The 20,410-nt window shown below is 64.0% G+C and carries 18 protein-coding genes; 14 read left to right on the forward strand and 4 right to left on the reverse strand.

Annotated elements, in window-relative coordinates:
• The first annotated feature begins 1 nt into the window (after position 1).
• The 14 genes from F3J44_RS25490 (at position 2) to F3J44_RS25555 (ending at position 14,128) form a co-directional block, all read left to right on the forward strand.
• On the forward strand, positions 2-607 hold the full coding sequence (locus F3J44_RS25490; protein WP_167056423.1) for an HD domain-containing protein: 606 nt from the start codon (positions 2-4) through the stop codon (positions 605-607).
• 34 nt (positions 608-641) lie between these two features.
• Positions 642-1,448 carry a shikimate dehydrogenase gene (locus F3J44_RS25495; RefSeq protein WP_167056420.1) on the forward strand — a complete coding sequence of 269 codons (807 nt, stop codon included), beginning with the start codon at positions 642-644 and terminating at the stop codon, positions 1,446-1,448.
• Positions 1,449-1,580: 132 nt separating this feature from the next.
• Positions 1,581-2,960: an MFS transporter gene (locus F3J44_RS25500; protein WP_167277169.1), complete on the forward strand. Its 1,380-nt coding sequence runs from the start codon at positions 1,581-1,583 to the stop codon at positions 2,958-2,960.
• A 136-nt stretch (positions 2,961-3,096) separates the two neighbouring features.
• A complete protein-coding gene (locus F3J44_RS25505) occupies positions 3,097-3,945 on the forward strand; it encodes a glycine betaine ABC transporter substrate-binding protein (protein ID WP_167277172.1) in 849 nt (282 codons plus the stop codon).
• 77 nt (positions 3,946-4,022) lie between these two features.
• Complete coding sequence (locus F3J44_RS25510) at positions 4,023-5,282, forward strand: SRPBCC family protein (protein ID WP_167277174.1); 1,260 nt, start codon at positions 4,023-4,025, stop codon at positions 5,280-5,282.
• Between the two features lie 45 nt (positions 5,283-5,327).
• Positions 5,328-6,434, forward strand: a complete 1,107-nt coding sequence (locus F3J44_RS25515; protein WP_167277177.1) for a hybrid-cluster NAD(P)-dependent oxidoreductase — start codon at positions 5,328-5,330, stop codon at positions 6,432-6,434.
• The gene (locus F3J44_RS25520) at positions 6,392-7,429 is read left to right on the forward strand and encodes a DMT family transporter (protein WP_370526785.1); all 1,038 of its coding nucleotides are present in this window, start codon (positions 6,392-6,394) and stop codon (positions 7,427-7,429) included. Before F3J44_RS25515 ends, F3J44_RS25520 begins: the two co-directional genes overlap by 43 nt.
• 20 nt (positions 7,430-7,449) lie before the next feature.
• Positions 7,450-8,187 carry an aldolase gene (locus F3J44_RS25525; RefSeq protein ID WP_167277179.1) on the forward strand — a complete coding sequence of 246 codons (738 nt, stop codon included), beginning with the start codon at positions 7,450-7,452 and terminating at the stop codon, positions 8,185-8,187.
• A 51-nt stretch (positions 8,188-8,238) separates the two neighbouring features.
• Complete coding sequence (locus F3J44_RS25530) at positions 8,239-9,081, forward strand: SDR family NAD(P)-dependent oxidoreductase (protein WP_167277182.1); 843 nt, start codon at positions 8,239-8,241, stop codon at positions 9,079-9,081.
• A gap of 744 nt (positions 9,082-9,825) precedes the next feature.
• Positions 9,826-10,104: a DUF3077 domain-containing protein gene (locus F3J44_RS25535; RefSeq protein WP_167277185.1), complete on the forward strand. Its 279-nt coding sequence runs from the start codon at positions 9,826-9,828 to the stop codon at positions 10,102-10,104.
• Between the two features lie 494 nt (positions 10,105-10,598).
• Positions 10,599-11,495: a metal ABC transporter substrate-binding protein gene (locus F3J44_RS25540; protein ID WP_205300188.1), complete on the forward strand. Its 897-nt coding sequence runs from the start codon at positions 10,599-10,601 to the stop codon at positions 11,493-11,495.
• 35 nt (positions 11,496-11,530) lie between these two features.
• Positions 11,531-12,409, forward strand: a complete 879-nt coding sequence (locus F3J44_RS25545; protein ID WP_167056836.1) for a manganese/iron ABC transporter ATP-binding protein — start codon at positions 11,531-11,533, stop codon at positions 12,407-12,409.
• Positions 12,405-13,262, forward strand: coding sequence for a metal ABC transporter permease (locus tag F3J44_RS25550; protein WP_167277238.1), 858 nt, complete (start codon positions 12,405-12,407; stop codon positions 13,260-13,262). Before F3J44_RS25545 ends, F3J44_RS25550 begins: the two co-directional genes overlap by 5 nt.
• Positions 13,259-14,128, forward strand: coding sequence for a metal ABC transporter permease (locus tag F3J44_RS25555; protein WP_167277190.1), 870 nt, complete (start codon positions 13,259-13,261; stop codon positions 14,126-14,128). Before F3J44_RS25550 ends, F3J44_RS25555 begins: the two co-directional genes overlap by 4 nt.
• A 15-nt stretch (positions 14,129-14,143) precedes the next feature.
• Here the strand turns inward: F3J44_RS25555 and F3J44_RS25560 are convergent, their stop codons facing one another.
• From F3J44_RS25560 to F3J44_RS25575, 4 genes are read right to left on the reverse strand one after another with little or no spacing between them, the layout of a single operon-like run.
• A complete protein-coding gene (locus F3J44_RS25560; protein ID WP_167277192.1) occupies positions 14,144-16,264 on the reverse strand; it encodes an HlyD family efflux transporter periplasmic adaptor subunit in 2,121 nt (706 codons plus the stop codon).
• Positions 16,249-17,580 (reverse strand): efflux RND transporter periplasmic adaptor subunit, encoded by a 1,332-nt coding sequence (locus F3J44_RS25565; protein ID WP_167277195.1) that lies wholly within the window; start codon positions 17,578-17,580, stop codon positions 16,249-16,251. The genes F3J44_RS25560 and F3J44_RS25565 overlap by 16 nt, the downstream gene beginning before the upstream one ends.
• Positions 17,577-18,356 (reverse strand): efflux RND transporter periplasmic adaptor subunit, encoded by a 780-nt coding sequence (locus F3J44_RS25570; RefSeq protein ID WP_167277199.1) that lies wholly within the window; start codon positions 18,354-18,356, stop codon positions 17,577-17,579. The genes F3J44_RS25565 and F3J44_RS25570 overlap by 4 nt, the downstream gene beginning before the upstream one ends.
• Entirely contained in the window at positions 18,337-20,004 is a 1,668-nt protein-coding gene (locus F3J44_RS25575; protein WP_370526786.1) for a TolC family protein, read from the reverse strand. The genes F3J44_RS25570 and F3J44_RS25575 overlap by 20 nt, the downstream gene beginning before the upstream one ends.
• Between the last annotated feature and the right edge of the window lie 406 nt (positions 20,005-20,410).

Raw genomic sequence — 20,410 nt, forward strand, 5'->3', positions numbered from 1 at the left:
GATGCAAAGCGTTTCGTTCCGCCAGATGAAAGACGGCGTCAAAGAAGAATATGAAATGCTCCACCAGCTGGAGGCAGACTTCGCCACCCTGCTGCCGGACCGTATCCTGGCCTGCCTGCGTGGCCTGGAGAACTCGCTGAGCGGCTACCAGATCGACCGCCTGCAACATTCGCTGCAAACCGCCACGCGCGCCGAAAACGACGGCGCCGACGAAGAGATGATCGTCGCCGCGCTGATTCATGACCTGGGCGATGAACTGGCGCCCTACAACCATTCGCAGTATGCCGCCTCGATCATTCGCCCCTACGTGCGGGCGGAAGTCACCTGGGTCATCAACTACCACGGCCTGTTCCAGAACTTCTACTACGTGCACTTCTTCGGCGGCGACCCCAACGAGCGGGACATCTACAAGGACCACCCGTATTACCAGAGCTGCGTGCACTTCTGCGAAGCCTGGGACCAGGCGTCGTTCGACCCGGACTACCCGACCTTCCCGCTCGAACACTTCGAGCCGATGGTGCGGCGCATTTTCACCCGTCCGGCCTTCGACCCACGGTATGTGGGTGACGAGCGCATGAGCATCAGTACCGAACGCTCGGTCGCCTGAACCACGCGGATTCGCAGCCCACAAGGAGAACACCATGGATGACCGTGCAGCAATCAGTGGCACCACGCGTGTCTTTGCCATCCTCGCCGACCCCATCGCGCAAGTGAAGTCGCCGCAGGCGGTGAACCGGCTGGCCAGCGAGCGGGGCGAAAACAGTGTGCTGGTGCCGTTGCAGGTCGCACCGGCCGACCTTGGGCGGGTGGTCGAAGGGTTGCGGGCATCGCAGAGCCTTGGCGGCTTCGTGGTAACCGTGCCGCACAAGTCGGCGGTGGTGGAATATTGCGATACGGTTTCCGATGCGGTGCGCCAGGTTGGGGCAGCCAATGTCGTTACCCGCAGCAGCGATGGCCGCCTGCACGGGCATAACCTCGATGGCCTGGGTTTCGTCGCCGGGCTAAGGCTGGGCGGTATCGAGCCTGCCGGCTTGTCGGTGTACCTGGCTGGGGCAGGGGGGGCGGCCTGTGCGATCGCCTTCGCCCTGGCGCAGGCGGGTGTGCGCAGCCTGACGGTGTACAACCGCACTCCGGCCAAAGCACGGCAGTTGCTGGAGCGGCTGGCCGAGGCCTATCCCGCCCTTGGCACTGCGGTAGGCACGGATAACCCCAGCGAACATGATTTGGTCGTCAACGCCACCTCGCTGGGCATGCGCGAAGGTGATGAGCTACCGTGTGACGCCTCCCGCCTGGAGGCTGGCCAGGTTGTTGCAGAAATCATCATGGAGCCTGCGCTGACGCCGCTGTTGCAAGCGGCCAAGCGCCAGGGCTGCCAGACGCACCCGGGGGTTTCAATGATGGAGGGCCAGATCGAGATGATCTTCCAAACGCTGCACCAGGGAGGTTGACGATCTCGCAGGCTTGAAAACAACAACAGCAACACACCGGCTTCAGGACTACCTGTTGGCCCTTGCTACACGTCGTCATGCTGTACCCGGACTGCCTGGTCAATCACTGATATCCATAATAAAAGGTGTACCATGTCCAACCCTGTTTCTCTGGAAGACGTGCCTTTCAACCGCTTTCATCGGTTGCTGGCCTTGCGCTCCAGCGGCGGCTCGTTCGTCGATGGCTACGTGCTGAGCATCATCGGCATCGCCATGCCGTTCCTCGTTCCGGCCATGAACATCAGCAGCTTCTGGGAAAGCCTGATTGCTGTTTCGGCGCTGGTCGGTATCTTTCTGGGCGGTTTCGTTGGCGGCAGTCTCACTGACCGTTTTGGCCGGCGAGCCATGTACTTTGTCGGGCCGATTCTGTTTACCCTGTGTTCGGTGTTGCAACTGTGGGTCGACTCCGGCCTTGGCTTGTTTGTGCTGCGCTTGCTCATTGGTATCGGCATTGGCTTCGAGTACCCGGTGGCCACGGCCTTCCTGGTCGAGTTCCTGCCCAGGAAAGCCCGCGGGCCACGCCTTGCCGGGCTGAGTATCTATTTCTTTGCCGGGGCCGCGGCTGCGTACATGTGCGGCCAGGCCTTGATCGAGGCGGGCGGGGCTGAGGGATGGCGCTATGCGCTGGCCAGCACGGCGCTGGTGAGCGGCTTGCTGCTGCTGATTCGCAAGGGTACGCCGGAGTCGCCGCGCTGGCTGATCAGCAAAGGCCGCACGGCTCAGGCTGAGCGAATCATCAGGCAGATCTATGGCCAGGGCTTCGGGCTGCAGAACCTTCCCGAACATCCCAAGCCTGCGAAGTTGTCAGTGCGCAGCTTGCTGCATGCAGGCTATGGCCGGCGGATGTTTTTCGTCACCACCTTCTGGACGTGCTCGGTAATCCCCGTGTTTGCCGTCTATGCCTTCGCGCCCAAGGTGCTGGACGCCCTGCACCTGGACGCACAGTGGGCGGCCTACGGCTCGATGATCATCACCCTGATGTTCGTGGTGGGTTGTTTCGTCGCCACCTGGCTGGTCAATGCCATGGGCCGCAGGAGCCTGTTGATCAACAGCCTGCTGTGGTCTGGCCTCGCCTTGCTGCTGCTGGGCAGTTTCTCCGAGCAGTCCTCGTGGCTGACCGTGGCGCTGTTCGCCGCCTACGCCTTTTTCATCGGTGGCGCCCAGGTGCTGCAGTTCATCTACCCGAATGAGATCTTTCCCACCGAGATCCGCGCCGTGGCCGTAGGGCTGGGCACCTCGGTGTCGCGCATCGGTGCGGTGGTGGGCACTTACCTGGTGCCCGTGTCGATCCAGTCCATTGGCATTGGCCATACCCTGTACTTCGCCGCCGGCATCACCTTCATCGGCCTTGTGGTGTCCTGGCTGATGGCGCCCGAAACCCGTGGTATCGAGCTTTGCAAAGCATCGTCGCTGGCGCCTCAAGCCAGCCCGGCCCGGCAGCCATCGGCCAGCCCGCTGCACAAAGCTACCTAGCGCATCAGGGCTGCCCCCCAAGGGGCAGCCCTGCACACGGAAGTGCCTCGGCTCGCAACGGGTCGGGAACGTCGTAGTGGAGCAACTACCGAAACTCAACGTGTTGTGACTCACCATTTCAGTGAAGGGGTTACGTATGCATAAGCTGTTGAGAGTGCTGGCTATTGCCTTGCTGTGTGTGTTCGCAAGTGTTATTCAGGCCGCGGAGAAAACCACCCTTAAAATCGGCACACTACCGTGGGAAGACACGGTGCCATTATCGGATATCGCCAAACGGTTTTTGGAGAAACAAGGCTATCAGGTTGAAGTGACCACTTTCCCTGATTGGGGCATTGCCTTTGCTGCACTGGGGCGCGGGGATGTGGACCTGATGGTATCGCACATCAACTATGTCGCGGCCGACTATTGGCAGAAATATCATCAACGGCTGGAAAAGATATCGGTGGTATCCCATGGCCTGCGCCAGGGCATCGTGGTGCCTGATTACATGCCGATCAAGTCCATCGAGGAACTTAACGGGATCAAGGACCAGGTCGATGGCAAGATCATTGGCATCGAGCCGGGCTCTGGGGTGATGCGTGATACAACCGAAGCCATCAAGCAGTACGGGCTGCAGTATGCCCTGGTGGACGGCAGCACCGCGGCGATGACCGCACAGTTGCAGTCGGCCATCGAGCGTAAAGCGCCAATCGTTACCCTGTTGTGGCAGCCGTCGTGGATGGACATGAAGTTCAAGGTTCGCTACCTGGAAGACCCCAAAGGCGTATTCCCGCCGCCACAAACCTATTACTGGATCGCCAAGAAAGGTTTCTCGGTTGCCAACCCGCGCGCGCGCGAAGCCATGGCGAGCCTGTATGTGCCCATTGATGAAATCACCGCCATCAATATGTCGGTCAATCAGGGCATGACCATGCAGCAGGCGGTGGATAAATGGTGGGGGCAGAACACCAAGTTGATCGACAAGTGGGCCGTGATGGCCAAGTAAAGTCGTGAATAAAACCCTCAGCGTGTGTTGTGGTGTTTCCAGAACTTGAACAACAACAAGACAAGTGGAGCGCAAGCATGGCAACCGTGTTTCCAAAATCGCACAACGACCTGTTGCAGGAGCGTCAACCGGGTTTCAGCATGCCGAGCGAGCTGTATGGCCGCCAGGATGTGCTGGACAATGACATCGAGGTGATCTTTCACAAGCACTGGATCATGGTCGGCGTCGCCGCCGACGTGCCCGAACCCGGTGATGTCTACGCCGTGGACATCGGCAAGTCGTCGGTGTTGCTGGTGCACGATGACGATGGCGTGATCAGGGCATTTCGCAATGTTTGCCGCCACCGTGGGGCGCGGCTCAAAGGCCCGGGCAAGTCCACCGTTGGTATGCTGGTCTGCCCCTACCATCAATGGACCTACGACCTGGACGGCGCCCTCAAGCATGCCGGGCACATGGGCGCAGACTTCGACCGCAGTTGCCGCAGCCTGATGCCGGTGCATGTGCGCGACATTGCCGGTGTGCTGTTCGTCTGCCTGTCCGACAACCCGCCCACGGACATCGCCAGGCTGGAAGAGGAGATGGCCGCCAGGTGGGCGCCTTATGACCTGCGCAATACCAGGATCGCCTACGAGAGCGACATCATCGAAGCCGGCAACTGGAAGCTGGTGATCGAGAACAACCGCGAGTGTTACCACTGCGCCGCTGGCCATCCCGAGTTGCTGGTCAGCCTCTCATCGGCGGATCTTGGATACTGCGCTGAAGAAATGACGCCGCAAGAGCGCGAGGAAGTCGATGCCTTCGAGCGCCTGAGCGAACGTCAGCGCGCCAGTTGGGATGCCGACGGCATCATCCACCATGTGGTCGATGCAATGACCGATGACAACCCCACCATGTTCCGGGCCCAGCGCCAGGTCATCATTGGTGCCGGTGAGTCGCAGACCATGACCACCCACGTGGCCTGCCAGAAGTTGCTCGGCGGTGGAGTGCGTCGGGACCTGGGCAGTAGCCACCTGTGGACGCATCACTCCTGGACCCATGTGATGAGCGACCACGCGGTGATCACCTACTGCATTCCGCTGACACCGGATACCACCCTGGTGCGCAGCAAATGGCTGGTGCGCGCCGATGCGGTGGAGGGCGTGGACTACGACCTTGAGCAACTGACCGAAGTGTGGAAAGCCACCAATGCCGCCGATGCCCGCTTCGTCGCGATCAACCACTGTGGCACGCAAGACCCTGGTTACTTGCCCGGGCCTTATTCCAGGTACACCGAGGTATTCCTGGAACGCTTCGCCAGCTGGTACTCGGCCAGGCTTGCGGCGCATGGGGTTCGTTGATCGGCGAGGTCACTGGCGGGCCCGAGCCTGCGGAGGGTTGCAACGATGATGTTCGACACAGTATCAGACCCAGCCACCTGGGCACGGGTGGGCACGTTCTGGCCCAGTTCGCAACGGCGCATGCTGACCTGCATCGGTATCGTGCAGGAAACCCACGACGTGCGCACGTTCACCTTCAGCGCGGCAAATGGCGAGTTGTTCAGCTTCGAGCCTGGCCAGTTCATCACCCTCGACGTCGACATGGGGGCAGCGCGCCAGTCGCGCTGCTACACCCTGTCGTCCTCGCCCACCCGGCCCTTCACCTTGAGCATCACGGTCAAGCGTGTGGCCAATGGGCCGGTGTCCAATTGGCTGCACGACAACCTGCGCCTGGGCGATGCGCTGCCGGCTTACGGCCCCTCCGGTGCCTTTACCGCAAGCGGCGTTGCGGCGCAGCGCTACCTGTTCTTGTCCGCAGGCTCAGGGGTTACGCCGTTGATGTCGATGGTGCGGGCAGCGGCCGACCTGGACCTTGACCGGGATGTGGTGTTCGTCCACAGCGCGCGTACGCCAGGCGACATCATTTTTCGTGAGGAAGTCCAGCGGCTGGCGCGTCGGCATTCGCAGCTCAAGGTGCTCAACATCGTCGAAGGGGTAGGCGACGAGCCGGCGTGGGATGGCCCGGTGGGGCGGCTCGACCTCGCGGTGTTGCAGGCCCATGTCGCGGACTGGCGGTACCGTGAAGTGTTCGTTTGTGGCCCGGGCCCCTATATGCAGGCCGTGCACGACATGCTGATGGGGCTGGGGTTCGACATGTCCCGCTACCACTGCGAAAGCTTCAACCTCGGAGTGGCGGAACTGCCCGCTGCCGGCAACGCGGCAGCGCCGCCCACTGCCGGTGCTGAGCTGGCCGGGTACAGCGTGCGCTTCAGCAAGTCGGGTGCGGTGTTCAGCGCGCGCAAAGGGGAAACCGTGCTCAGCGCTGCCAAGCGCTCGGGCGTGGCGATTGCGTCATCGTGTAGCCAGGGCATGTGCGGCACCTGCAAGGCGCAGCTACTCGAAGGCACCGTGGATATGCAGCATGGCGGCGGCATTCGGCAGCGGGAAATCGACAAAGGCCTGCGCCTGATGTGCTGCAGCACACCGCTGTCGGACATTGTCGTCGACCTTTGAGCAAAGGGTGTTATGTCGGCTTTCAGGGGCGTGACCCGCCCCTGCTTTTTTTAGGGGTAGCGTTGGCAATGAAAAGAACGACGGCACTGACCTGCCTGGGACTGGGTATCATCTGGGGCTGCACCTACACCTTTCTGCAGTGGTCGACGCAATTGATCACGCCGCTGCAGACCACCTTCATTCGCGTGCTGTTCGGTTTTTTGCCCATTACCGGTTACGCCATGTTCACCGGCGTGCTGCAGTGGCGGCACATGCGTCACCTTCACCACTTTGCCGCGATGTCCATCCTGGCAGGCAGTGTCTACTTTTTTGCCATTACCGCAGGCACGGCACTGCTGCCGTCAGGCATTGCCGGGTTGCTCAATGGCGCGATTCCGCTGTTCGCCTTTCTGTGCGCTTGGCTGTTCTTGCGTGAGGAACGGCTAGGGTGGCTCAAGGGGGTGGGCATCCTGATGGGTTTTTGCGGCATGGTGCTGATCGCCGCGCCGTGGTCCGGCATGCAGGCCGTGAACCCCGAGGGGGTGGTTTACATGCTGTTCGGGGCGCTGTGTTTTGGCGCCTCGTTCGTCTACACGAAGCGTTTCATCTCGCCGCTGAAAATACCGGCCGTGGCGTTGACCACCTACCAGTTGGGGTTGACCTTGCTGACCTTGCTTGCCATCACGCCGATGACTGGGATCGCCAACCTAGCGGCCAGGCCGGGTGCGATGGTGGGTATCGTGATTGGGCTCGGTGTGCTCAGTACCGGGGTTGCCTACATCGCGTTCTACCGCTTGGTTGAAAGCGAAGGCGCGGTGGCGGCCTCGGTTGTGACCTACATTCCACCGGTGGTTGCACTGTTGATCGGGGTGGCGGCTGGCGAACCCACCGCCGTCACTGCCTGGGTGGCAATGCTGTTGATTCTCGCGGGCGTGGCTGTCGTTCAGCTGGCTGGCCACTTTGAACTGCGCCTGGGTGTAGCGCCTGCTACCGCACGGCGCTTGAAATCATTCTGACGACGGTAAGGAGCGACTTCATGGATGCTGTTCCCCAGTTCCAGCAAGCCCTGTACTTGCGTGCTGACATCGTGGCACTGCGTACCGACCTCGCGCTAGCCCTGCGGGCCGCGGACTGGCACGGGCTTTCCGAGGGTGTCTGCAACCATTTCAGCGTTGCCGTCCCTGGTGAGCCCGATCTTTTCTTGCTCAACCCCCGCGGGCTGGCATGGTCGGAGGTCCAAGCCGATGACATCGTGCTGGTGGACAGCGCTGGCCGCTGCCTCGCAGGGCGCCATGAGATAGAACCGACGGCCATGTTCATTCATGCCGCGATTCACCGCATTACCCAGAAGCACTGCGTGCTGCATACCCATATGCCCTATGCCACCGCACTTTCACTGACGGTGGCGGGCGCGCTGGACACGACACTTTCGCAAAACGCGATGCGTTTCCATGAGCGCCTGGTGGTAGACCGTGACTACAACGGGTTCGCCTTCGATCATTCCGAGGGCGAGCGTATTGCCCACGCGATGAAGGGCGCCGATGTCGTCTTTCTCGGCAACCATGGGGTGGTGGTGTGCAATGACCGAATCGATTACGCCTATGACGACCTCTACTACCTGGAACGTGCCTGCTGCGCCGAAGTGCTGGCCCGCTCTACCGGGTTGGCGCTGGCGCCATCCTCTGCGGACATCGCCAGGAAGGTTGTGGCGCAGCTGGATGCAGGGCGCCTGCAAAGTGAGCTGTTTTTCGAGTCACTGCGCCGTCATGTGTAGCAGCGCTTTTGAGTTCACCCCGTTTTTTCCCTACGTCCAAGGAGGCAAGTCATGAAGTGCTGGTTCATTACGGGAGTTTCGCGTGGCTTTGGCTTGGCGCTCGCCAAAGCGGCCCTTGCCAATGGCGACAAGGTGATCGGCACGGTGCGCAGCGAAGCGCCAACCGTGCATGACCCCGAAGGCCGCCTGCGCGTGCTCAAGGTCGACATGAACGATGACGAAGGCGTTAGCGCTGCGGTTCACCAGGCATTCGAAACCTTGGGCCGGATCGATGTGCTCGTCAATAACGCAGGTTATGGGGTGCTTGGGCCAATCGAAAGCTCGACCGATGACGACTTGCACAAGCTGTTTCAGGTAAATGTCTTCGCCCCGATCCGGATCATTCGCACGGCGTTACCTTACTTGCGTAGGCAAAAAGGCGGGCACATCGTCAATATTTCCTCGATCTCCGGGCGTGCGCCGGGGGTAGGGGCGGGGCTTTACGCCGCCACCAAGTTTGCCCTTGAGGGCTTTACCGCCACCCTGGCGCGCGAGGTCGAACCCTTTGGCATCAAGGTCACTGCCGTTGCCCCTGGCCAGTTCCGCACCGACTTTCTCGACGCCAAGCCCCGGCAAGCGGACACGGCAGATGCCGCTTACGGGGCAACCGTGGGGGCGGCGCTGGATGCGCTGTACCGCTTGAACCATCTCCAGCAAGGCGACCCCGAACGCGCGGCCCAAGCGATCCTGAAAGCCGTGGCAGCAGAACAGCCTCCGCTCCAGCTTCTGCTGGGCGCCGATGCGGTGGAGCGGGCGCGGGCCAAAATGCGGGCGGTCGAGGAAGAGATGGTACGTTGGGAGGACGTCAGCAGCAGTACAGGGTTCCGCGAAGCACCCTCATCGAACAAATCGTAACTATCTGATTTAAAAATAGTTCTGTAGGAGCGGGCTTGCCCCGCGAAGCAGCCACCGCGGTGCATGGCACCGGCTTCGCCGGTGTTCGCGGGGCAAGCCCGCTCCTACAGAGGGTGGCGGCGCGCTTGCGGGCACTGTTCCCTGCGCGCCAGCGCCGCCATCAGCCTTTGCGGGTCAGCCTGAACAGCAGGTAGACGCCTCCCAGCGGGATGGCCATAAGTATGCACACGACGGCAAACAAGGCGCGACGGGGTTGGCTATATCCATGTAGCCTCTGTGAAATCGAGCGCCGCAAGGCGGTGTTCGTTCGCACCATCGTAGCAGGTCACCAAGGGCATTTCTGGTCCACGGTTAGAGCGGAAATTCAGAATTTTTCCCTTCCGTGTAGGCCATTTCCCAAAGATACTCTCTCCGCCTTTTTTGCGTTGCGGTCGCTTGGACACAGCTCTAGTCTCGGCTTGTCGTTGCAGTTCAACGACACGGCTTTGACAGGCCGGTTTCGATAGAGAAGGTATGGCTACCTTTATGGTGGCTGTGCGTGGGGCACCTACGGGTGCGCCGGGTTACCTCTGTCGACCGGTCTGTCAACCCATGCACAGCTACCACCCAATTGTTTGACAGCAATGGGTGTTGGCCCAATCGACAGAGGTTCGTCATGCTTAAGTTTGCCCCCGATTCACCCCTCCAATCTCAAATCCTTGAAGCCACCCGAAAAGGCTTGGACAATTTCAAGGAGAAAACCCGATGACCACAGACACTACCCCACGCACCGTCGGCAAAACCACCTTCTACCAAGGTGAGCACCAGACCCACCCGCTGTTTCGCATTCAGCCCGGCATTCCCTGCCAAGATGCCCGCGAACAAGCTTCGGAATTGATGGGCTACGTGAACGAACTGACCATCACCGGCCTGATGGACGAAAAGCCTATGTTGCTTTGGGCATCGCATTATCTTGGGGCGATGGCCAAGGCATTGTTGGATGATGCAGAGATGGGGATGAAGGGCGTGAAAGGCCAAGGCTGAGAATGCATCACGGCCTTTAGGCGGTCGCCATCACCCTTGCAGCGCCTGTGAGATCGAGCGCCGCCCGCGCGGCGCATCGCAGGCAAGCCTGCTCCTACATCTGTTTCGGGCCAGTAACGCCTGTGCCATCGCGCGCGACCGCCTTGTTCGTTCACCTCGATATCGAGACATGCGCCAAGGGGTACGCGCGCCAATGGCACAGGATTGATTGGCCCGAAACAGATGTAGGAGCAGGCTTGCCTGCGATGCGCCGCGCGGGCGGCGCTCGATCGCATCAGCGCTGCAGATCCAAAGACGATCACTGACCACACCCGGCGGATAAGCTTTGCCATCCACGCCGCAGCTCTCCATACTCCACCCAACAAGCCAACTGGCAAAGCCCCAGCCTGTACCGGGCGCTTGCCACAAAAATTGGCACACCTACCGTGAACCTAGCCGTTTCCTCTGACCACAAGCGGAAGTGACGGATGTTCGATACAAGCCAGTCCCGTTCAATGCTGTTGCGCCTGGTTGGCGTGATGCTCAGTGTGTTCCTCTGCGCCGCCCCAGCGGGCGCTGCGCAGCCGTTCAAGGTCGTCACCACGTTCACCATCATCGCCGACATGGCCAGGAACGTGGCCGGTGACGCTGCCCAGGTGGAGTCCATCACCAAGCCTGGGGCGGAAATTCACAACTACTCCCCAACCCCCGGCGACCTGCGCCGCGCCCAGGGCGCCCAGTTGGTTCTGTGGAACGGCCTGGGCCTGGAGCTGTGGTTCGAAAAATTCTTCCAGCGCCTGGACCAAGTGCCCAGCGTGGTGGTGTCCGACGGTATTGAGCCCATGGGCATCGCCGCCGGCCCCTACACGGGCAAACCCAACCCCCACGCCTGGATGTCGCCGCGTAACGCGCAGGTGTACGTCGACAACATCCGCGATGCGCTGATCAAGTACGACCCGGCCAATGCCGCGGTCTACACGCAAAATGCCCAGGCCTACAAAGCACGTATCGACGCCACCATCGCCCCCATTCGCGAGCGGATCCAGCAGATCCCGCCCGAACGGCGCTGGCTGGTCAGCAGCGAGGGTGCATTCTCCTACCTGGCCCGGGACTTCGACCTCAAGGAACTCTACCTGTGGCCGATCAACGCCGACCAGCAGGGCACGCCCAAGCAAGTGCGCCAGGTCATCGATACCGTCAAGGCCAACGGCATACCGGCTGTGTTCAGTGAAAGCACGGTGTCCGACAAACCCGCCCGCCAGGTGGCCCGGGAAACCGGTGCGCACTACGGCGGCGTGCTCTACGTCGACTCGCTGAGCGCCAGCGATGGCCCCGTGCCCACCTACCTGGACCTGCTGCGGGTCACCACCGAGACCATTGCCAAGGGCCTGAACGAGGCGCATAACCCATGAACCATCCCGGCACGCCCACCCCCGAGGTTCGCGCCATGAAAACCGCAACGCTCGAACCTGGCATCGTTGTCCAGGGGGCGACGGTCACCTACCGCAATGGCCACACCGCGCTGCAGGATGCCAGTTTCGAGCTGCCCCTGGGCACGATCACCGCGCTGGTCGGCATCAACGGCTCCGGCAAGTCGACCTTGTTCAAGGCCATCATGGGCCTGGTGCGCCTGGCGGCCGGCTCCATCCGCGTGCTGGGCATGCCGGCCGAACAGGCGCTGCGCAAGAAGCAGACCGCCTATGTGCCGCAAGCCGAGGAGGTGGACTGGGACTTCCCGGTACTGGTCGAGGACGTGGTGATGATGGGCCGCTACGGGCACATGGGCCCGCTGCGCATCGCCCGGCGCGCCGACCATGAGGCGGTGGACGCCGCCCTGCAGCGGGTCGACATGGGCGCACTGCGCAAACGGCAGATCGGCGAGTTGTCCGGTGGGCAACGCAAGCGTGTGTTCCTGGCCCGGGCGCTGGCCCAGGACAGCAAGATCATCCTGCTCGACGAGCCGTTCACCGGCGTTGATGTGAAAACCGAGGACCAGATCATCCAGCTGCTGCGCGAACTGCGCGAGGAAGGCCGGATCATGCTGGTGTCCACCCACAATCTGGGCTCGGTGCCCGAGTTCTGCGACCGCGTGGTGCTGATCAAGCGCACCGTCCTGGCCCATGGGCCCACCGATGAGGTGTACACCCGGGCCAACCTGGAACAGGCCTTTGGCGGCGTGCTGCGGCATTTCGCCCTGGTGCAGGGCAGCGAGCAACTGCACCCACCGGTGAGCGTGTTCAGTGACGACGAGCGCCCGCTGATCCTGCGCGACGGCCTGCCGGCGCGGCGAGAAAACGACAGCGACAACGAGGCCCACCGTGATTGAACTGCTGATCGAACCCTTCGCCTACGGCTACATGCGCAACGCCATGTGGGTGTCGGCGCTGGTGGGCGGGGTGTGTGCGTTTCTGTCCTGCTACCTGATGCTCAAGGGCTGGTCGCTGATTGGCGATGCCTTGTCCCATTCCATCGTGCCGGGGGTGGCAGGCGCCTACATGCTGGGCCTGCCGTTCTCCCTGGGCGCGTTCTTCGCAGGCGGGCTGGCCTCGGCGGCCTTGCTGTTCCTGCAGCGCCGCACCCGGCTCAAGGAGGATGTGGTGATCGGCATGATCTTCACCTCGTTCTTCGGGCTTGGCCTGTTCATGGTGTCGCTGTCGCCCACCTCGGTGAACATCCAGACCATCGTGCTGGGCAATATCCTCGCGATCACCCCCATGGACACCCTGCAACTGGCAATCATCGGCCTGGTAACCCTGGCCGTGCTGCTGGCCAAATGGCGCGACCTGATGCTGACCTTCTTCGACGAGAACCAGGCCCGTGCCGTGGGCATTCGCCCAACACGCCTGAAGCTGCTGTTCTTCGCCCTGTTGTCGGCCTCCACCGTCGCGGCCCTGCAAACGGTCGGGGCGTTTCTGGTGATCTGCATGGTCATCACCCCCGGCGCCACGGCCTACCTGCTAAGCGACCGTTTTCCCCGCCTGCTGGTGATCGCCGTCAGCATCGGCGCGCTCACCAGCCTGGCCGGCACCTACCTGAGCTACTTCCTCGATGGCGCCACCGGCGGGGTGATCGTGGTGCTGCAGACCTTGATCTTCCTGCTGGTGTTCGTGTTCGCGCCCAAGCACGGCATGCTCGCGGCCCGGCGCCGCGGGCGGCAGGCACTGGAGGTGCTGCCATGAACGCACTCACGCTGTTGCTGGAGCCTTTTCGCTTCGACTTCATGGTCAATGCCTTGCTCATTGCCGTGCTGATCGCCATCCCCATGGCGTTGCTGTCGTGCTTTCTGGTACTCAAGGGCTGGGCGCTGCTGGGCGACGCCATTGCCCACGCGGTGTTCCCCGGCGTGGTGATCGCCTACATCGTGCAGATCCCCTATGCCGTGGGCGCGTTCCTGGCCGGTATCCTCTGCGCGGTGGCCACGGGCTTTCTCAAGCAGAACAGCCGCATCAAGCAAGATACGGTAATGGGCATCGTGTATTCGGGCATGTTTGGCCTGGGCCTGGTGCTGTACCTGAAAATCGAGTCGAGCGTGCACCTGGACCATATCCTGTTCGGCGACATTCTCGGTGCCAACGCCCAGGACATGCTGTTGTGCGCCGCCATTGCCGTGCTCACGGCCGTGGTCGTGGCCACCAAGTGGAAAGACCTGATGCTGTACACCTTCGACAGCATCCAGGCCCATGCGGTGGGCCTGCGCACCGGGTGGCTGCACTACGGGCTGTTGTGCCTGATTTCGCTGGCGGTGGTGGGGGCGCTCAAGGCTTCCGGGGTGATCCTGGCCGTTGCGCTGCTGATCGCTCCCGGCGCCATCGCGGTGCTGATGACCCGTGAGCTGCGGCATATGCTGTGGGTGTCGCTGGTGGTGGCGATTGGTTGTGCATTCCTTGGGGTGTACCTGTCGTTCTTCCTCGACAGTGCCCCGGCGCCGACCATCGTCCTGGCGTTCGCCGTGCTGTTCATGCTGACCCTGGGCTACCAGTCGGCCAGGCGCATCGGCACCGATGCGCCGTCAGGCAGCGATGAGGCTAGCCGCCGCGGGGGCTAGCCCGCAGCGGCTGGCTCAGAATGCCGACTCCCGAATCAGCACAGCCACCAGCGTGCGCCAGCCTGCCAACAGCAGGCTCTGGCGCTCGCCTTCGAGCACCACGGTGCCGCGCAGCAGCAGTGCCGGTGCAGGCTGGTCATCGGTGACGCTGAGGTCGGCGCGGTACAGGGCCTGCTCGGGCCGGGCGAGGCCTTGGGAGTCGAGCGTGGCGGCAATCGCGCCGTCATACGGCGAGGCCAGTTCGGCGGCCATGCCCAGCTGCTTTACCGCGGTACGTGCCAGCTGTTCCAGGCGCACGGGCCGGGTGGGCAGGGTGATGTTCTCGGGGTAGAAACGGCCCTCGCTGGCGCTGCCCAGGCGCTGCAGGTCGTGTTCTTCGACAAACGCCTCGACCCGCGCCGCCTCCGGCTGCACCAAGGTGCCCAACCATTCGCCGGGCGGTAGCCACTGGCCGGCCTGCAAAGGCTCGGCGATATCGCGCAGCTGGCCTGCGACCGGTGCGCGAATGGTCAGTTCCTGTACGTGCTGGCGCAGCAGCTGCAGGCGTTGTTGCGCGGCCGCCAGTTCCTGGCGCACCACGCCGATGCCCGCCGCGCTGTCGCGGTCGAGCAACTGGAAGCTGTTTTGCCACTGCAAGGTCAAGGTGCGCAGTTGCACGCTGTGCAACTCCTGCTGCAGGTCTGGCGCTTCGAGCTCGAACAACGGCTGGCCGGCGCTGACCGAATCGCCAGGCCGGGCCAGGATGCGCACCAGGCGCCCGCCCACCGGGGTATACAGGTTGGCTTGCCCGGCCGCCTTGAGCAGTGCCGGGGCCTGCACACTGGCGCGCCAGGGCAGGCACAGCAGGGCCACGGCCAGCAGGCAGGCGGTGAGGGTAATCAGGCTGTTGCGGTTCATGCGCAGGTCCTTGCGGCGGGCATGCCATTGGCGTGCTTCGTTGATCAGGGGCAGCAGGATGAAGTAGCCGATTTCCACGGCGAACAGCAGCAGGCCGAGCAGCTTGAACGCGAAGTGGTACACCAGCAGGGCGATGCCCAGGAACAGGAACAAGCGATACACCCAGGTGCCGAGCGAGTAGGCCACCAGCAAACGGCGCAGGCGCGGGGGGAAGTATTCCGGCGCGGGGTCGCCAAAACCGAACAGCCATTCGCGCAGGCGCCAGCGGGTCAGGGCGAAGGCCCGCTGCTGCAGGTTGGGCACGCCGAGCAGGTCCGACAGCAGGAAGTAGCCGTCGAAACGCATGAAGGGGCTGAGGTTGACGGCTAGCGTCAGGATCCACGTGGTGCTGGCCAGCATGAACGCGGCGCTGCGCAGCATGCCGTCCTGCAGAAAGCTCCACAGCAGCGTGGCCCAGCAGGCCAGGGCGAGCTCGGCCGCCATGCCTGCCGCGCCGATGGCCAGGCGCTGGCGCCGCCGGGGCAGGCGCCAGGCACCGGAGGTGTCGGTGTAGAGCACCGGCCACAGCACCAGCAGTGCCACCCCCATGGTCGCCACCCGGGCGCCCTGGCGCTTGCAGGTGTAGGCATGGCCAAGCTCGTGCAGCACCTTGGCCAGCATCAGCGTCAGCCCCGCCAGGGCGGCGCCTTCCAGGCTGAAGAAATGCAGGAAGGTGTGGGTGAAGGTGTCCCACTGGCGCAGCACCAGGGCCAGGCCAATCAGGCCGGCCGCCACGGTCAGGGCGAAGAAGGTCAGGCTGAACAGTGGCGCTACCCAGGGCAGGGTGCGTTCCAGGAAGGCGTCCGGGCGCAGCAGCGGCACGCGGATGAACAGGTAGTTCTTCAGCAGCCAGCGTGCCCAGCCGGTGCGCCCGGCGGCCAGCCGGTCGTTCAGGCGGCGCTGGTCATCGGGGCCCAGGCTCTGCAACAGTTGGTGCTGGCGCAGGAACGCATGCAGTTGCAGCACATCCTCGGCTTCCAGGCGCAAGGTGGTGGTGGCGCTGATGCGCTGGGCCACCTGGGCAGGGTCGCCCAGCGCCCAGCAGCCGAGCATTTCCACTTCGGCCCAGCCCAGGCGAAAGAACTGGCCGCTGGCCGGGTCTTCGAGCGTCCAGCCCGGTGCCCCGGTGGCGTCACTGGGCCCCGGGTGCAGGCGCAGTTCTTCGCGCAGCGCGCCCAGCGCCGTCACAGCGCCAGCCACATGCGCAGGGTTGCCAGCGGGCGGCGCAACAGGTAGGTGAACAGCGTGCTGCGCTCGCCGTAGACCTTGGCGGTGCCCTTCAGGCCGATGTGAATGCGCGGGTCGTCCTCGCTGAACACCGCTTTCAGGCGGTAGGCCATGCTGCCGTCCGCCGTGGCGCTGGCCCGGTAGCCCAGGTGCTCAAGGCGCGCCTGCAGCGGCGAGGCCGGGTCGGTATTGAGGAACATCAGCACCTGCGCGCCACTGTGCAGTTCGATGGCGTCCTTGACCGGCAGGCGCACTTCCAGCTGCGCCTGGTGCGGGTCGGCCACCTGCAGGATCTGCTCGCCCAGGTTGACCGGGCGGCCTTGCCACTCGGCCGGGTCGTCGTACAGGGCCACGCCGTCGTGGGGCGCGACCATGCGCGTGCGGGCCAGGCTTTGCTCCAGATAACGCACTTCTCCCAGCGCCTGGTCGCGGCGGCCTTGCTGCACCGCCAGGCCAGCCTTGCTGCGGGCGTCGTTCAAGGCCTGCTGCTGGCCCTGGCGCAGCTCGCCTTCGGCGATGGCCAAGGTTTGCCGCGCCGCCTCCAGGCGGCTCTGCAGCTCGCGGGCATCCAGCTGAACCAGCGCTTGGCCAGCGCTGACCGGCTGGTTGGGCTCCACCAGAATGCGCTCCACCACCCCTTGCAGCGGTGCGCGCAGCACACTGGGGCGCAGCGCAGTGATTTCGGCCGGTGCCAGCGCGGCCTGGCGCACCGGCAGCAAGGCCAGGGCCAGCAGCACGCCTGCGCCGATCAGCCACGGCTTGCGCTGGTTGCGCAGGCTTGCGAAACGGGCAAGGCGCGGGCGCTCGAAGCTGGCCCAGGCATGCCCGTAGGCATCCTGCAGCAACGGCAACAGGCTGCTGTCGGCCATGCCCAGCGGCTGGTCGCGGGCCAGCAGCAGCGCGCCCAGCAAGCGCTGGTTGCGGTCCTGAAGCGGCAGCCACAGCAGCCATGGTGGCAGGTACTCGGCCCACAGCGCCTGATCCTCACGGGGCAGGGCGCTGGCATTGAGGCTGGTCAGCTGTGGCCCTGGGTGGGCCTGCTGCCAGGCTTGGCAGCGGCTGGCCAGCCAGTGGTTGAAGGGTGCGTCCGGCTCGACCGTGGCCAGGCCAGACAAGCAGGCCAGGCGCTGGCTGCGGGCGTCCCACAGCATGGCCTGGCGGTAGGGCAGCAGGTGGCGGGTTTCGTTGACCATGACGAAACCCAGGGCCGCCGCGCTGTCGGCGGCCCTGGCCTGGCGTTCGAGCTGCAGCAGCGCGGCCAGGGTGGGGTCATTGAGGGCAGCGGTCATGAGTCGGCGCTGGCCGGTGGGGTGATGCGCGCATTGCCGCTCATGCCTGGCAGTAACTGGCCAGCCTGGGCATCGATTCGGCCGAACACCTTGATCGACTGGCTGAGTGGGTCGATCACCGAACCCAGGCGGTCGACCTTGGCCGGGTAGTCGCTGCCGGTTTCATCCAGGTGCACGCTGAAGGCGAACCCAGGCTTGAGCCACACCATCCAGCGCGATGGCACGATCAGTTCCACCTCGAAGGCGCTGTCGTCGTAAAGCGCCAGCAGTTCCTTGCCCTCGGCCACATACTCGCCAGGTTGCACCTTGCGCTCGGCAACCCGGCCGGAAAACGGCGCGTCGATGCTGCAGTGCTGCACCATCACCTGGTTCACGCCGTTCTGCGCCCGCGCCATGCTCAGCTCGGCCTGGGCCTGGCTGAGGTCGGACACGCTGATCGACTGCAGCTGGTCCAGCTTGCGCGCCACCCCCAGCTTGCGGCTGGCCGCTTCCTGGGCGGCGGCGGAGTGGCCCAGCCGGGCGCGGTGGATGGCGCAGTCGAAGCCGACCAGGCGCTCACCCTTGCGGAAGCTGTCACCTTCCTTGACCTTGACCTCGGTGATCTTGCCGGCTAGCTCGCTGGAGATCACCGTGCGCTGGCGGGCATTGAGTTGTACCCGCAAGTCCGGTTCGGCCAGCGAGGCTGGCGGTGGCTGCAGCGGTGGCAGTTCATCGGCCATCACCGGCAGGCTGCCGAGCAGGGCCAGCAGGCACAGTTCAGCGACGGGCCGGCGCATGGCGTACCTCGACCAGTTCGGCGCTTTGCAGCGAACCCAGGCTGCTCCACATGTCCACCTGCGCCGCGGCGATGCGCGGGGCGCCAGGGTAGGCCTGGCTGGCCACCTGGTAGCGTGCCATCAGTGGCGGCTGCACCTGGCCCTGGGCCAGGGCCAGGCTGTTGCGGCCGATGGCGCGGGCCAGTTCGGCAACGCTGTCACCGGCCAGGCGCTCGGGCAGTGGGTCGAGGCCGGCGGCCTGGTAGATGGCGCCGTAGGCGGTTTGCAATTGGGCAAAGCTGCGGTCGCGGCTGCGGGTGGCAAGCACGGTCTCGGTGGCTGTGCGCACTTGTTCGAGCACGCTCTGGGCGTCGCTGCGCACGGCGTTTTCGGTTTGGCCGAGGATGCCGGCCTGTACCCGTTGCAGCTCGTTGGAGCGTTCGAACAGGCGGGTTGCCTGGTGGTATTGCTGCCAGGCCACGTTGACCTGGGTCAGCACGGCCATGCGCAGGGCCTGGCGGCGCATGTCGGCCAGCGCTTCGCGGGCTTCGCCGGTGCGCGCCACGCTTGGGTAGGCGAGCACGTTCATCAGGTTCCAGCTCACCTGCACGCCGGCATCGGCCCATTTCTTGTTGGCGGTGTAGCTGTTGCTGTCGTAGTTGCTGCCGACGAACAGCGACGCGCCGGGCATCAGCCGCAGCAGGGCTGCGCGGGTTTCCAGCACGGCGTTGCGTGCCTGGTAGCTTTCCTCGCGCACTTCCGGGCGGCGGACCATGGCCATGGCTTCCAGGTCGGCGAGCGGGTAGGCCAGGTTGGGCGCCTGCAGTTGGCTGTCGCTGGGCACGGCCAGCTGGAAGTCGGTGGCCGGGGGCAGGTTCATCAAGCCGGCCAGGCGCGCCTTGGCGGTGGCCAGCTCGCTGTCGACGGTTTCCAATTGGCGCACGGTTTCCAGCAGGCCTTTCTGGAAGCGCAGCGCCTCGACCGGGGCCAGCAGGCGTTGGCGTTCGGTTTCCCGGGCCTGGCCCAGGGCCCGGCGGGCATCGGCCAGGGCACGTTGCACCTGGGGCTGCAGGCGCTGGGCGGTGGCTGCTTCCCAATAGGCGCTGCGCACTTGCTGGATGATATCGGCGATCACCCGGCGGCGGCGTTCTTCGGCAGCCAGCACTTTGTTGGCCTGGGCCTTGGCACCGAAGTAGCCGATGCCAAAGTCCAGCACGTTCCACGACAGTTGCAGGTCGGCACTGCGCAGGCTGCGGTCCTGGCTGGTGGAAGGCTCAAGCGACTGGTTGCCGGTGCGCAGCGACTGGCTGGACGATGCCAGTTGGTTGTCGCGGCCACGCCAGCCGGCACGGGCAGCGAGCTTGGGCAGCAGGTCGTAGCTTTGCTGGTCGAGCAGGTTGTCTTCCAGGGCCCGTTCCATCAGGGCCAGGCGCTGTTGCAGGTTGTACTTGACCGCACGGGCCATGGCCTGGTCGAGGTCGATGGCCTGGGTGACCGGTTCCTGGTTGTCGAACATGCGGCTGCGGTCGGCGCTGGCCTGGGCCAGTTGTTGCTCCAGGGTCAGCGGTTCGGGGGTAATCGCGCAAGCGCTCAGGCCCATGGCCATGAAGCCCACGGCGATTTTCAACGGCGCCCGCTTTGACGCGCCTGGCAGATGCTTCTTGATCACGTGATTTCCCTTGAACGTATGGTGGGCCGCGGCCCGGTGATGCGGGGCGCGGCGGGGAGAAGATAAGAATTGTTCCCAATACCGGGCAATGGTGGGTTTATTAAGATTGCTTAATGCGATGTCGCGTTCTGAATGGCTGAAGCGCCGGTCAGGGTTGCCATGTGCCTGCCGTGAGAGGTGTGGCGCCTATGAGATCGAGCGCCGCCCGCGCGGCGCTTCGCGAGCTGCGCTCGCTCCTACGTTTGTTTCGGGCCAGTTATGCCTGTGAAATGCGCGCGCGGCCGCCTTGTTTGTACGACGCGATGTTGCGCCATGCGCCAAAGCGTTCGCGCGCAAATGCCCCAGGACTCACTGGCCCGAAACAAACGTAGGAGCGAGCGCAGCTCGCGAAGCGCCGCGCGGGCGG

This window comes from Pantoea sp. Tr-811, assembly GCF_011752535.1.
Classification (GTDB): domain Bacteria; phylum Pseudomonadota; class Gammaproteobacteria; order Pseudomonadales; family Pseudomonadaceae; genus Aquipseudomonas.

Excerpts from the sequence above, each read along its gene's own strand:
- F3J44_RS25505 (WP_167277172.1), top strand. The coding sequence starts at position 3,097 with ATGCATAAGCTGTTGAGAGTGCTGGCTATTGCCTTGCTGTGTGTGTTC.
- F3J44_RS25555 (WP_167277190.1), top strand. The coding sequence starts at position 13,259 with ATGAACGCACTCACGCTGTTGCTGGAGCCTTTTCGCTTCGACTTCATG.
- F3J44_RS25510 (WP_167277174.1), top strand. The coding sequence starts at position 4,023 with ATGGCAACCGTGTTTCCAAAATCGCACAACGACCTGTTGCAGGAGCGT.
- F3J44_RS25565 (WP_167277195.1), bottom strand. The coding sequence starts at position 17,580 with ATGACCGCTGCCCTCAATGACCCCACCCTGGCCGCGCTGCTGCAGCTC.
- F3J44_RS25535 (WP_167277185.1), top strand. The coding sequence starts at position 9,826 with ATGACCACAGACACTACCCCACGCACCGTCGGCAAAACCACCTTCTAC.
- F3J44_RS25495 (WP_167056420.1), top strand. The coding sequence starts at position 642 with ATGGATGACCGTGCAGCAATCAGTGGCACCACGCGTGTCTTTGCCATC.
- F3J44_RS25540 (WP_205300188.1), top strand. The coding sequence starts at position 10,599 with ATGCTGTTGCGCCTGGTTGGCGTGATGCTCAGTGTGTTCCTCTGCGCC.
- F3J44_RS25515 (WP_167277177.1), top strand. The coding sequence starts at position 5,328 with ATGATGTTCGACACAGTATCAGACCCAGCCACCTGGGCACGGGTGGGC.
- F3J44_RS25490 (WP_167056423.1), top strand. The coding sequence starts at position 2 with ATGCAAAGCGTTTCGTTCCGCCAGATGAAAGACGGCGTCAAAGAAGAA.
- F3J44_RS25545 (WP_167056836.1), top strand. The coding sequence starts at position 11,531 with ATGAAAACCGCAACGCTCGAACCTGGCATCGTTGTCCAGGGGGCGACG.
- F3J44_RS25530 (WP_167277182.1), top strand. The coding sequence starts at position 8,239 with ATGAAGTGCTGGTTCATTACGGGAGTTTCGCGTGGCTTTGGCTTGGCG.
- F3J44_RS25500 (WP_167277169.1), top strand. The coding sequence starts at position 1,581 with ATGTCCAACCCTGTTTCTCTGGAAGACGTGCCTTTCAACCGCTTTCAT.
- F3J44_RS25525 (WP_167277179.1), top strand. The coding sequence starts at position 7,450 with ATGGATGCTGTTCCCCAGTTCCAGCAAGCCCTGTACTTGCGTGCTGAC.
- F3J44_RS25570 (WP_167277199.1), bottom strand. The coding sequence starts at position 18,356 with ATGCGCCGGCCCGTCGCTGAACTGTGCCTGCTGGCCCTGCTCGGCAGC.